Source organism: Mycobacterium sp. (assembly GCF_002863225.1).
Classification (GTDB): domain Bacteria; phylum Actinomycetota; class Actinomycetes; order Mycobacteriales; family Mycobacteriaceae; genus Mycobacterium.
On sequence record NZ_PKEK01000010.1, the window covers coordinates 44,931 to 57,308 of the forward strand.

Sequence of the window (12,378 nt, forward strand, 5' to 3'; positions counted from 1 at the left end):
CTCGTGAACTCAGATGTGGTGGTTTTGACCTTCGCTTCCGGCGTGCCACGCGCGCTGCGGGGGCTGACGGTCACCGTCCCCGATGACACTGACACCGCCCTGGCCGCCGCCCGCCGCGTGGTGGTGGTCGGCGGTGATGCCGACCTGGCGTCGGTGCTGACCCGGCTGATGCGCGCCGAGCTGCTGGGCGTCGAGGTGGCCTACGTGCCGCGGCGTCGCACACCCGCAACCCGGGCCTATCGCCTGCCGTCCGGGCGCCGGGCGGCGCGCCGGGCGTTGGGTGGATCGGTCCACCGGGTGCCGCTGATCCGCGACGAGACCGGATCGGTGATCGCCGGGCGTGCCGTCTGGCGACCGACCGACGATGAGCCGCTGCTGCATGGCGAGGCCGTCGTCGACGACGCGGTGCTCTTCGACGGCGAGGTCCGCGGGGTGACGGTCGAGCCGACGGCGGCGCTGCCCGGGTTGCGGGCGCGGGTGTCGGGAACCCGTCGCTGGCTGGTCGGGCGCGCGGCGCAGCTCGGTGGCCCCGGGGTGATGGTGGTCCGCGACGGAGTGCCCGGGTCGCGGGCGGCGCGCCGCTCGACGATCTACCGGAACACGGAGGGCTGGCTAGCCGTCCGGTGACGAGTGCCGCCAGGCGTGAGGAGCCGGCGCATTGGCACCGTCCGGTGACAAGCGCCGCCAGGCGTGAGGAGCCGGCGCATTGGCACCGTCCGGTGACCAGCACCGCAAGGCGTGAGGAGCCGGCACTCTGGCACCGTCCGGTAGCTTCGTCGAGTGAGCGCCCGTGACTTGCACCAGTCGGTGCGGCCCAGCCCGATCTTCCTGGCCATCGTCGGCGTAACGATTCTCGGCGGCGGACTGGCCTACTGGGTGGGCGACGATGTGGGGCCGCTGGCCTACGCCTCGGTTTTCATTCTCGTGATCGCCGGTTGGGTGGTGTCGCTGTGCCTGCACGAGTTCGGACACGCCTTCACCGCTTGGCGATGCGGCGACCGCGACATCGCGCTGCGCGGCTACCTCGACCTGGATCCGCGGCGCTACGTCAGCCCGGTGTGGTCGATCCTGGTGCCGATCGCGATCACCGCGATCGGCGGGATCGGTCTGCCGGGGGCCGCGGTGTACGTGCGGATGTCATACCTGTCGGCCAAGCAGCGCACGCTGGTCAGCCTGGCCGGGCCCGCAGCGAACCTTTTGCTGGCCGTGCTGCTACTCGAGGCGACCAACCTGTTCTTCGACCCACTACATCCGGTGCTGTGGGCCGGGATCGCGTTCCTGGGGTTCCTGCAGATCACGGCGCTGCTGCTGAACCTGCTGCCGATTCCCGGCCTGGACGGCTACAACGCGCTGGAGCCCTACCTGAGCCCGGAGACGCAGCGGGCTCTCGCGCAATTCAAGCCGTACGGCTTTCTGCTGCTGTTCCTGTTGCTACTCGCGCCGCCCCTGAACCAGTTGTTCTTCGGTCTGGTCGACAGCGTCTTCGAACTGTCCGGGGTTCCGAGCTTGTTGTGGCGCGCCGGAGCCGGGTTGACACAGTTCTGGCGGCGCTGATCTGACGGGAGTCTGGAACGTGCCCGAGGGAACCCGCTAGCGGGCACCCACTTTCCGGTAGTGGTAGTCGCTGTCGCCGAACATCGCGTCGACGGCCAGGATTCGTTTCAAATGGTGACCGACCGCGACCTCGTCGGTCATTCCGATGCCGCCGTGGATCTGGATCGCGCTCTCGGCAACCGCCCGGCCAAGGCGGCCGACTTGTGCCTTCAGCAACGAGATGTCGCGCGCCTGCGCGCGGGCCGATTCCACCAGCGCGGTGGTGTAGAGCAACGTCGAGCGTACCTTCACGAGGGCGATCTTCATGTCGGCCAGGCGGTGCGCCACCGCCTGGAAGGTGGCGATCGGCACCCCGAACTGCTGCCGCGTTCCTGCGTAGGAGACGGTGTTCGCCACCAACGCATTCATGGCGCCGACAGCCTCGGCGGACAGCGCAAGGATGGCTCCCTCGAGGATCCCGGCTATGGCTTCGGCGGCGTCGGCCGCCAGAAGAGTTACCGGCGCCTCGTCGAACGTGCAGTTCGCGGCCTTACGTCCGTCGATCGTGCGGTAGGCCGTCAGGGACACCCCCGGCACGTCCGGGGTCAGCAGCACGATGCCGAGTTCACCTTCGGCGTGACCAGCGCCATGCAGTCGCGCCGTCACCACCAAGACCTGCGCGTCGCCGCCACCGAGCACCAACCGCTTTTCGCCGCTGAGCAGATAGCCGTCTGCGCCGAGCGTTGCGGCGGTGGTGATTCGCGCCGGGTCGGCGGTCCCGCGGCCCTCCTCGTGAGCGAAGGCTCCGAGCGCCTCGCCGTCGGAGATCATGTCCAGCCATGTGCGCGCGGCGTCGCTGTGCTCGATCAGCGCGAGCGCCCGACCGGTCAGGATCACCGACGAAAGGTAGGGCTCGCTCACCAGATGCTCACCGAACAGTTCAGCGATCGCGACGACGTCGGTCGACGATCCACCCAACCCGCCGAGCTCTTCGGGAAATGGCAGCGCGAGAAGCCCGAACTCTTGAAATTGTTGCCACACTTCGTCGGAGGTTCCGCGTTCGGAGCCGATGATTTCCTGCCGTCGTTCGAAGCCGTAGGACCGGCCGAGGTACTGAGACACGCTGCGGCGCAGCATCGTCTGCTCATCCGAGAAAGAGAAGTCCACCGGTCAGCTCCTTCCCGCAAACGGCAGACTTCGCGCGATCAGGTCGCGCTGTACCTCGTTGGTGCCCGCGTAGATGGTGGTGGCACGCGAGTTCAGGTAGAAGGGCATGGCAATCAGGTCCTGCTCGTCGCCCAGTGCGGGATGCGAGGACCCGATGGTGAGCGCCTCGTGTTGCAACGGAAGCGACTCCAGACCGGCGACGCGCGTCATCAACACCGAGAGCTTCTGCGTCAACTCGGTGCTCATCGTCTTCTTGACCGAAGGGAACGCCGGGTCATCGGCTACGGGATGCCCACTGATCGCCAACTTTTCGAAGTATTCGTAGGACGCGACATCGGCCTCCGCTTCACCCAGGTCGCGTTGAAACACCGAATCATCGGCCAGCACACCACCGTTGGGCGCATTGGCAGTGATGCTGGCTTCGCGGATCAGACGCACCCGCCGGCGCAGGAACGGGCCCTGCGCCGAGCCACCCCGCTCGTGCTTCAGTAGCGCCTTCGCGACGGTCCAGCCGTCGTTCTCCTCCCCCACCCGACCCGATTGCGGCACCCGCACGTCGTCGAAGAACACCTCGCATTGTTCGGGAAAGCCGTCGAGACCGACGATCGGCCGGATGGTCATGCCCGGGTAGTCCGTGCGGTCGAGCAGCAGAAAGGTGATGCCCCGCTGCTTCTTTCCCTCAGAGCTGGTGCGGACCAGCATGAACATCCGGTTGGACCGGTGGGCCAGCGTCGTCCAGATCTTGCTGCCGTTGATCACGTAATCGTCACCGTCGGCGACCGCGGAGCAGGTGAGCGAAGCGAGGTCCGAACCGGAGTTGGGCTCGGAATAGCCTTGCGTCCAATAGTCTTCGGCCGCAAGAATTCTCGGGAGATACTTGGCCTGCTGCTCGGCCGTACCCAGTTCCATCAGGAGCGGGCCCACCATCTGCAGACAGTTCGGCAGCAGCGGCGGCAGGTCGCGCGCGCAGTACTCCTCCGCGAAGATGAACCGCTGTTCGACCGACCAGCCAGGTCCACCGAATTCGACCGGCCAGGCTGGGGCGGCCCACCCTTGACGATGCAGGATGCGCTGCCATTCCATGACCTCGTCGAAGGAAGCGAAGGCGCTCGTCAGCTTGCGGCCCGCCTCCCGGATCGCCGGGGTCGGCGCGGTATCCAGAAAGGCCGCCACTTCCTCGCGGAAGGTGTCTAGCTCGGGAGCGAAGTCGATGTGCACGGCGGTCAGCCTCGCTTTCCAGCGACGGCGGTCCGACGCCGCCACGAATGACCCATTCTTGACACCTGTTTAGTTTGATCGACTGAACTACAGGCGCTCCGCCCTGTCAATGGCATGCCCTCCAAGCAGCAGGCCCGTCGCTAGCGGCCGATCTTGCAATACATGCGTAACTGCGCATATATTGCGGAGCATGGGTGCCGGCCACGATCACGCGAACCCGGGCACACCCGTGCCACGACTCGCCATCGCCACCGCCCTGCTCGGCGGCTTCTTCGCGGTCGAGCTGACGACCGCGCTGCTGATCGGCTCCATCTCCCTGCTGGCCGATGCCGGCCACATCCTGACCGATGTCGCGGCCACGTTCATGGGCCTGTGCGCGGTGATCCTGGCCCGGCGCGGCAGCACGTCACCGTCTCGCACCTACGGCTGGCACCGGGCCGAGGTGTTCACCGCCGTCGCCAACGCCGTGCTGCTGATCGGTGTGGCCACGCTGATCCTGCGGGAGGCGATCGGGCGAATCGGTCAGGCACCCGATGTGCCGGGTGTTCCGATGGTCGCCGTCGCGTTGACCGGGCTGGCCACCAATGCCGTTGTCGCGCTGCTGTTGCGCTCGCACTCGTCGCAGAGCCTGGCCGTCAAAGGTGCCTACATGGAGGTCATCGCCGACACCGTCGGCAGCATCGGCGTGTTGATCGCCGGCGTGGTCACCATCACCACGCACTGGCCTTACGCCGACGTCGTGGTCGCCGTCCTCGTCGCGCTGTGGGTGCTGCCCCGGGCGCTGTCACTGGCGGCGGGTGCGCTGCGGATCCTCTCCGAAGCCTCACCCAGCCACATCGACGTCGACGAACTGCGCGCCGCGCTGGCGGCGGTCGACGGCGTCAGCGAGGTCCACGATCTGCACGTCTGGACCCTGGTGCCCGGCAAGGACATGGTGACCGCCCACCTGGCCGGCTGCGACACCTCGGCGCGGGTGCTGCGCGAGGCTCAGGCGGTGCTGGCCGCACACGGCCTCGAACACGCGACGATTCAGATCGAGCCCCCGAACAGCGCCGGGGACTGCGCGCCCGGCTTCTAGCTCAAGCCCAGCCCCGCGCGGGCGGCCGGGTCGCAGTCATCGAGGAGATCCAGACACCGGGCTTGTTCGTCGGTCTCACCGATCGCGTCGGCCGCGCGGGCCAGTGCGGCCACGCAGCGCAGGAAGCCGCGATTGGGCTCGTGCGAGAACGGGACCGGGCCGAAGCCCTTCCAGCCGTTGCGGCGCAACTGATCCAGGCCGCGGTGGTAGCCCGTGCGCGCATAGGCGTAGGCGGTGATCGCCTTGTCGTCGGCCAGGGCATCCTCGGCCAGCTCCGCCCACGCGATCGACGCCGACGGATGCGCGGCGGCGACCGCGGTCGGATTGTCACCGGCCTGCAGCTGGGCCTCGGCGTCCGGGTCACCGGGCAGCAAGGTCGGATCGGGTCCCAACAGATCATGGATCGGCGTCATGCGGGTTATTGTGCCGTGCGACGCAACAGCGGGGTGCCATGACGCCGGTGACCGGGGTCGGGTCGCTAAGCTCCAATAGGTATTTCGACACCGAAGGGGACAGCTGCGCCTATGCCCAATTCATCAGGGTCGGACCCCGACGCCACCGATCACGACGCCACCGAAGACGCGGCGCGATCCGACGCCGACACCGCTGTCGAACCGACGGCCGGCGCCGACGAGAAGACGACGGAAAGCCCGCGCACCGCGGACCCGGCGACCGAGGTGATCGACCCGGGCGCGTTGGAGCAGCAGCCGCCGGCTCCGCAGCTTCAGCCCGGTGAACGCCGCTACACCGCTCCCGGATTCGACGCCAAGGAAACCGCGATCATCGATGCGGCCAGCGACCCTGCTACCGAGGTGTTCGCCCAGGGGCGGGCGCCCGGCGGCGGCCAGCCCGGCGCGAGACCCGCTACGCCGCAACTGATTCCGCCCCGGCTCGGGTCGAAGTTCCGGCCGTCGGGCCAGCGGAGCTGGGGTTGGGTGCTGGCGCTGATCCTGATCATCTTGGCGCTGGCGGCCGTCGCGGTGCTGGGCACCGTGCTACTGACCCGCAACGACCGGAAAGCCAACGCGTCGCGGGAAGACCAGGTACGCAGCACGATTGAGAGTTTCGACGCCGCCGTGCAGACCGGCGATCTGACCAAGCTGCGCAGCCTGACCTGCGGGAGCATGCGCGACGACTACGTCAACTACAACCAGCGCGAGTGGAGCGACACCTATCACCGGGTCGCCGCGGCCAAGCAGTACCCCGTCGTCGCCGATATCGACCAGGTGGTGGTGGACGGAAACCACGCCGAAGCCAACGTCACCGCGTTCATGGCCTACGCGCCGCAGACCCGCTCGACACGCAGCTTCGACCTGCAGTACCGCGACGACCAGTGGAAGATCTGCGAATCCAGTTCGGGCTGAGCCGTTTTCGCCTAGCGCGGCTAGCCCGGTGTTCGCGCCGAACGTGAAACCAGCTTCACAGTGGCGGCCGAACGTGAAGTCAACTTCACGTTCGGGCCGGGGGGCTAGCCGCTGACCGACTTGCCGTTGCTGTGCAGGTCGTTGCAAGCCTCGACAACGCGCTCGGTCATCGCCGCCTCGGCCTTCTTGAGGTAGCTACGCGGGTCGTAGACCTTCTTGTTGCCCACCTCGCCGTCGACCTTGAGAACGCCGTCGTAGTTGGTGAACATGTGCGCGGCCAGCGGCCGGGTGAAGGCGTACTGGGTGTCGGTGTCGACGTTCATCTTCACCACGCCGTAGCGCAGTGCCTCTTCGATCTCCGACTTCGCCGAGCCCGATCCGCCGTGGAAGACGAAGTCGAACGGCTTGGATCCGTCGGCCAGACCCAGCTTCGCGGCGGCGACCTTCTGGCCCTGCGCCAGAATGTCGGGACGCAGCTTCACGTTGCCCGGCTTGTAGACGCCGTGGACGTTGCCGAACGTCGCCGCCAGCAGGTAGTGGCCGTGCTCGCCGTGACCCAGTGCGTCGATGGTCTTCTCGAAGTCCTCGGGGGTGGTGTAGAGCTTGTCGTTGATCTCGGCCTCGACGCCGTCTTCCTCGCCGCCCACGACGCCGATCTCGACCTCCAGGACGATCTTGGCGGCGGCGGCCAGTTTGAGCAGCTCTTGCGCGATCTCCAGGTTCTCGTCGATCGGCACCGCCGAACCGTCCCACATGTGCGACTGGAACAGCGGGTTCTTGCCGGCAGCGACCCGTTCGGCCGAGATGGCCAGCAGCGGACGCACGTAGGTGTCCAGCTTGTCCTTGGGACAGTGGTCGGTGTGCAGGGCCACGTTGATCGGATACTTCGCGGCGACGACGTGAGCGAACTCGGCCAGCGCGACGGCACCGGTGACCATGTCCTTGACGCCCAGGCCGGAGCCGAATTCCGCGCCGCCGGTGGAGAACTGGATGATACCGTCGCTGCCCGCGTCGGCGAATCCTTTCAGCGCGGCGTTGATGGATTCCGAGCCGACGCAGTTGATCGCCGGAAAGGCGTACTCGTTCTCCTTGGCGCGCTTGAGCATCTCCGCGTAGACGTCTGGCGTTGCGATGGGCATGCGGCTTCCTTCCTGACGGGTCGCATCAGTATCGCAATATCCTCGGCGGGTCCGCAGCCCGCCCGGTCATGGCCGACCCGAACCGCCGGTATCTTGAAACACGTGAAATCCACGAGGAAGCTCTAGCGGCAATGCCCAACATCCTCGACCCGATGTACTGGATCGGCCCCCAGGGTCTGTTCGCATCAGCCGTGCTGCCGACGATCCTGGCCATCGTCTTCGTCGAGACCGGTCTGCTGTTCCCGCTGCTGCCGGGTGAATCGCTGCTGTTCACCGGTGGTCTGCTGGCCGCGCACGGCACGCTCGACATCTGGGTGCTGGCTCCTGCCGTGGCGCTGACCGCGATTCTCGGCGACCAGACCGGTTACTTCATCGGGCGTCGCATCGGGCCGGCGTTGTTCAAGAAAGAAGACTCGCGCTTCTTCAAGCAGCACCACGTGACCGAGTCGCACGCCTTCTTCGAGAAGTACGGGCCCGCGGCGATCATCCTGGCCCGGTTCATGCCGTTCGTGCGGACCTTCACTCCGGTGGTCGCCGGGGTGTCGTACATGCGCTACCCGGTCTACCTGGCCTTCGACATCGTCGGCGGTGTGCTGTGGGGTGGCGGGGTGACGATCGCCGGCTACTTCCTGGGCAACATTCCGTTCATTCACCAAAACCTGGAAAAGATCGTCCTGGGCATCCTGTTCGTGTCGATGCTGCCGGCGTTCATCGCCACCGGCCGGGCCTACCTGAAACGTCGCCGCGCAACCCAGGACGACAAAGACAAGCTGACCGTCGCCGACTAGTCGTGTCGATGAACCGGCGCACCGCCCTGCGCGCGGGCTTCGTCGGCGTCGGCGCCCTCGCCGCCGGATGCAACCGTCGCGGCGCTCCGACAGCTTCGCCGACGGTCGAGTCGCAACACGACGCCCTAGCGGCGCTCGAGAAGCAGCTGCCGGGCAGGTTGGGGGTGTGCGCGCTCGACACCGGGTCGCCGGCAAGCCTGCGCTACCGCGCCGACGAGCGCTTCCTGATGTGCTCGACCGCAAAGACGCTGAGCGTCGCGGCGGTCCTGCAGCGAAGCGCGCGCGAACCCGGCCTGCTCGATCGGCTGATCCGCTACGACCAGGCCGACGTCCTGGAGTGGGCCCCGGTTACCTCCAAGCACGTCGACACCGGGATGACGGTCGAGGCCTTGTGCGACGCGGCGATCACGGTAAGCGACAACACCGCGGCCAACCTGCTGGTGCGCCTGCTCGGTGGCCCGCCTGCCGTCACGACGTTCGCCCGGTCGCTGGGCGACAACGTCACCCGGGTCGACCGGCTCGAACCCGATCTCAATGTGACTGCGCCAGGGGATATTCGGGACACGTCGACGCCTGGGCAGATGGCGCTGAACCTGCGAACGCTGGTTCTGGGTGATCCGTTGCCACCGGCGCCGCGCACGCGGTTCGCCGATCTCCTCAAGGCCAACACCACCGGTGGCAAGGCCATCCGGGCCGGGCTCCCCCGGCAGTGGGTGGTGGGCGACAAGACCGGCTCGGGCGCGCAGGGGGAATCGAACGACCTCGCGATCGCCTGGCCGCCAGGCCGCGCACCGATCGTCGTCGCCGTCTACACCGCGCCTGACGATCCGCGCGTGCCGGCGGATCGGGCTCGGCAGATCATTGCCCGGGCCGCCACGATCGCCGCGTCGGCGTTGGCGCCGGCCGGCGGCTGAGCCCGCTAGGCCGTCCGGAAGCCCATCGCCACACCGTTCATGCAGTAGCGCAGCCCGGTCGGTTGCGGTCCGTCGTTGAAGACGTGGCCCAGGTGGCCGCCGCAGCGGTTACACAGGACTTCGGTGCGCGTCATGCCGGCGCTGTCATCCTGCTGCTCGAGGACGGCGTTGGGAAGGACCCGGTAGAAGCTGGGCCACCCGGTGCCGCTGTCGAACTTCGTGCTCGACGCGAACAGGTCCTGGCCGCAGCCGGCGCAGGTGAACGTGCCGGACCGGTGCTCGTCGTTGAGGGGGCTGCTGTAGGGGCGCTCGGTGCCCGCCTTGCGGAGCACGTCGTAGGCCGCCGGTGAGAGCATCCGCCGCCACTCGTCGTCGCTGTGGTTGACGTCGAACGTCTTGGCCGGAGTCCTCGGCGCACCCGATGCGCTGCAGGCCAGCACCGACCCGGTGGCGGCGAGCGCACCCGCTACGGCGGTGCCGAACAGAATCTGCCGCCGGTTGAGGACCGGCCTTTGCGGTGTGGTCACCTTTTCCACCATAGCCACCCGTGGCGATCAGACCGCGACGCGGAAATCGCAGCCGGTCTTGGCGCGCACGTCGGCGACGGTGACGCCGGGGTGCAACTCGATCAGCGTGAGGCCCTGCCCGGGCTCGACGTCGAAGACGCACAGGTCGGTGATGATCATGTCCACCACCGCCTTGCCGGTGACCGGCAGCGAGCACTGCTTGAGGATCTTCGGGCTGCCGTCCTTGGCGGTGTGGTCCATCACGACGATCACCCGCTTGACGCCGGACACCAAATCCATTGCGCCGCCGGGTCCTTTGACCATCTTGCCCGGCACCATCCAGTTGGCCAGGTCGCCGTTCTCAGCGACTTCGAGTCCGCCCAGGATGGACAGGTCGATGTGGCCGCCGCGGATCATCGCGAACGAGTCGGCGCTGCTGAAGAAGCTCGACCCGGGCAGGCTGGTGACGGTCTGCTTGCCGGCGTTGACGAGATCGGGGTCGACGGCGTCTTCGCTGGGGTAGGCGCCGATGCCGAGCAGACCGTTCTCGGACTGCAGCGTGACGGTGATGTCGTCCGGAATGTAGTTGGCCACCAACGTCGGTATGCCGATACCCAGGTTGACGTAGTAGCCGTCGCGCAGTTCCTTGGCGGCGCGCTGAGCCATCACTTCGCGGATCGGGCTGTCCTTCTTGGCCGCTGCGCCGCCGGTGGTGGTGCGGAACTCGATGCGCTTCTCGTAGGACGGGCCTTCGATGATCCGGTCGACGTAGATGCCGGGAGTGTGGACCAGGTCGGGATCCAGCTCGCCGACCTCGACAAGTTCTTCCACCTCGGCGATGGTCACGGTGCCGCAGGTGGCGATCATCGGGTTGAAGTTGCGGGCGGTCTTGCGGTAGATCAAATTGCCCGCACGGTCGCCCTTCCACGCCTTGACGATGGCCACGTCGGCCCGAATGCCTTCTTCGAGAACGTATTCCGTGCCGTCGAAGACCCGGGTGTCCTTGCCCTCGGCCAGGTTCGTGCCGAACGCGGTGCGGGTGTAGAAGCCGGGGATGCCGGCGCCGCCGGCACGCAATTTCTCCGCGAGTGTCCCCTGCGGCGTCAGCACCAGGTCGAGTTCACCGGCCAGAACCTGGCGTTCGAACTCTTTGTTCTCCCCGACGTACGAGGCGATCACTTTGTTGACCTGACGCGCCTTGAGCAGCAGGCCCATGCCGAAATCGTCGACGCCGGCGTTGTTTCCGACGATCGTGAGATCTTTGACACCGCTGCCGACCAACGCCTGGATCAGGTTCTCGGGAATGCCGCAGAGGCCGAAACCCCCTGCGGCGATGGTGATTCCGTCCTTCAACAGGCCATCCCAGGCCGACACGGCGTCGGCGTGGACCTTACTCATTGCTGATCCCCTTGTAGTCGGCGACGGCGTGGGCCGCTTCCATCAATGTCCAACCCGACAGTTGCACGGACAGGTCGCGCTCGGCGATCTCCGAGCCGTTGACCGCGCCGCCGACGAACTGCGCCTGCTGGCCACCCGCCGCCGGCAGCTCGGCGGTTTCGTCCCACGACGGGCCGAACAGCGGCAGCCCCTCAACGGTCTGCCGGTTGTCCCATGCCTCCTGCGCCGACGTCAGCACGAGGCGGCGGGCGGTGTCGCGGGCCGTGACGTCGTCAACCGAGTCCCCGGGCAGGGTGGTGGCGACGAACGCGAGGTAGCGGGCGGTGATGCCGGCGAACAATCCGCCGTCTCCCCCGCCGGAGCCGCGGATCACCCCGCCCGGCGCCATGTGCTCGGCGACGGCGGCGACCAGGCGATGCACTCGCGGCGCGTGCCGGTCGTCCTGGGTACGCGCGGCCAGCTCGGTCTCCAGGCCGAGCACCACGCCCTGGCAGTAGCTGTACTGCGCCCGGACCAGCGAGCCGGCCTTGATGCCGTCGAAGACCAGATGCGTCTCCGGGTCGATCAGCGTCTCGTCGAGCCAGTCCGCCATCTGCTGGGCGCGCCGCAGCCGATCGCCGTAGCGGGCCAGGAAGATTCCGGCCGGGCCGTTGGCCGGTGCGTTGAAGAATTGGTCCTGTTTGCGCCAGGGAATGCCACCGCCGTCCTCCGGCACCCAGGAGTTGACCAGTTGATCGTTGAGCTTGCGCAACCCACCCGGACGCTCCACGCCGGCGATCCGCGCCGCGCGTTCCAGCGCGAGCGCGAGCCAGGCCATGTCGTCGTAGTACTTGTTGACCCAGGATCCGTTGTTGCGCAGTCGATGTCCGCGGATCTGGCGCGCGATCTTGACGCGGCGCTCAGGCTGCGGGTCGCGCAGCTCGGCGTCGACGAGGCAGTCCAGCAGGTGTGCCTGCCACCAGTAGTGCCAGCCGCCGAACCAGCGGTCGCGGCGGGCAGGCGGCCAGGACACCACCCCGAGTTGGGTGCCGGGCAGCGCCCACAGCCTTTTCAGATGCCGACCAGCGACCGCGGCCTCCGCGCTGACCGCCCGGTTGACCCATACCTGATCCATGACTGCTGATCCTGCCCTATCGGCCGGCCATGCAAGCGGGCATCCTTCCGAGAAGTCCCGGTCTCGGAAGGATGCCCGCTGAGGGTGCGAGTTCTCAGTCCGCCGACTCAAGCTACGAGGCGCGGTCGCGGTCGCGATACAGGGATTTCCCTTGTCTTC

Annotated in this window: 13 protein-coding genes; 6 read left to right on the plus strand and 7 right to left on the minus strand. The window is 67.5% G+C overall.

From position 1 onward, the window contains the following. Positions 1-3: 3 nt before the first annotated feature. The gene (locus CYU59_RS02260; protein ID WP_292975427.1) at positions 4-627 is read left to right on the plus strand and encodes a peptidase M50; all 624 of its coding nucleotides are present in this window, start codon (positions 4-6) and stop codon (positions 625-627) included. Between the two features lie 153 nt (positions 628-780). Then, positions 781-1,554 (plus strand): site-2 protease family protein, encoded by a 774-nt coding sequence (locus CYU59_RS02265; protein WP_292975429.1) that lies wholly within the window; start codon positions 781-783, stop codon positions 1,552-1,554. A gap of 36 nt (positions 1,555-1,590) precedes the next feature. Here CYU59_RS02265 and CYU59_RS02270 read toward each other — a convergent pair whose 3' ends face one another. Further along, positions 1,591-2,700 (minus strand): acyl-CoA dehydrogenase family protein, encoded by a 1,110-nt coding sequence (locus CYU59_RS02270; protein ID WP_292975432.1) that lies wholly within the window; start codon positions 2,698-2,700, stop codon positions 1,591-1,593. Positions 2,701-2,703: 3 nt separating this feature from the next. Continuing rightward, positions 2,704-3,963 (minus strand): acyl-CoA dehydrogenase family protein, encoded by a 1,260-nt coding sequence (locus CYU59_RS02275; protein ID WP_292975435.1) that lies wholly within the window; start codon positions 3,961-3,963, stop codon positions 2,704-2,706. Between the two features lie 145 nt (positions 3,964-4,108). On the opposite strand from CYU59_RS02275, the gene CYU59_RS02280 reads away from it, so the two are divergent. After that, complete coding sequence (locus CYU59_RS02280) at positions 4,109-4,996, plus strand: cation diffusion facilitator family transporter (protein ID WP_292975438.1); 888 nt, start codon at positions 4,109-4,111, stop codon at positions 4,994-4,996. Here the strand turns inward: CYU59_RS02280 and CYU59_RS02285 are convergent. Next, entirely contained in the window at positions 4,993-5,409 is a 417-nt protein-coding gene (locus CYU59_RS02285) for a DUF3151 domain-containing protein (protein WP_292975440.1), read from the minus strand. The genes CYU59_RS02280 and CYU59_RS02285 overlap by 4 nt on opposite strands. 111 nt (positions 5,410-5,520) lie before the next feature. On the opposite strand from CYU59_RS02285, the gene CYU59_RS02290 reads away from it, so the two are divergent. Further along, the gene (locus CYU59_RS02290; protein WP_292975443.1) at positions 5,521-6,360 is read left to right on the plus strand and encodes a hypothetical protein; all 840 of its coding nucleotides are present in this window, start codon (positions 5,521-5,523) and stop codon (positions 6,358-6,360) included. Positions 6,361-6,464: 104 nt separating this feature from the next. Here the strand turns inward: CYU59_RS02290 and fbaA are convergent, their stop codons facing one another. Then, entirely contained in the window at positions 6,465-7,499 is a 1,035-nt protein-coding gene (gene fbaA, locus CYU59_RS02295) for a class II fructose-bisphosphate aldolase (RefSeq protein ID WP_292975446.1), read from the minus strand. A 68-nt stretch (positions 7,500-7,567) separates the two neighbouring features. Between fbaA and CYU59_RS02300 the strand changes: the two genes are divergently transcribed. Further along, a complete protein-coding gene (locus CYU59_RS02300; protein WP_292975448.1) occupies positions 7,568-8,287 on the plus strand; it encodes a DedA family protein in 720 nt (239 codons plus the stop codon). 8 nt (positions 8,288-8,295) lie between these two features. Continuing rightward, positions 8,296-9,201 carry a class A beta-lactamase gene (gene bla / locus CYU59_RS02305; protein WP_292975450.1) on the plus strand — a complete coding sequence of 302 codons (906 nt, stop codon included), beginning with the start codon at positions 8,296-8,298 and terminating at the stop codon, positions 9,199-9,201. Positions 9,202-9,206: 5 nt separating this feature from the next. On the opposite strand, the gene msrB is transcribed toward bla, so the two are convergent. The 3 genes from msrB to CYU59_RS02320 all read right to left on the minus strand — a co-directional run bounded on the left by msrB (position 9,207) and on the right by CYU59_RS02320 (position 12,219). Continuing rightward, on the minus strand, positions 9,207-9,638 hold the full coding sequence (gene msrB, locus CYU59_RS02310; RefSeq protein ID WP_292975625.1) for a peptide-methionine (R)-S-oxide reductase MsrB: 432 nt from the start codon (positions 9,636-9,638) through the stop codon (positions 9,207-9,209). 117 nt (positions 9,639-9,755) lie between these two features. Further along, positions 9,756-11,105 carry a 3-oxoacid CoA-transferase gene (locus CYU59_RS02315; protein WP_292975453.1) on the minus strand — a complete coding sequence of 450 codons (1,350 nt, stop codon included), beginning with the start codon at positions 11,103-11,105 and terminating at the stop codon, positions 9,756-9,758. Next, complete coding sequence (locus tag CYU59_RS02320; RefSeq protein WP_292975455.1) at positions 11,098-12,219, minus strand: glycoside hydrolase family 76 protein; 1,122 nt, start codon at positions 12,217-12,219, stop codon at positions 11,098-11,100. Before CYU59_RS02320 ends, CYU59_RS02315 begins: the two co-directional genes overlap by 8 nt. Between the last annotated feature and the right edge of the window lie 159 nt (positions 12,220-12,378).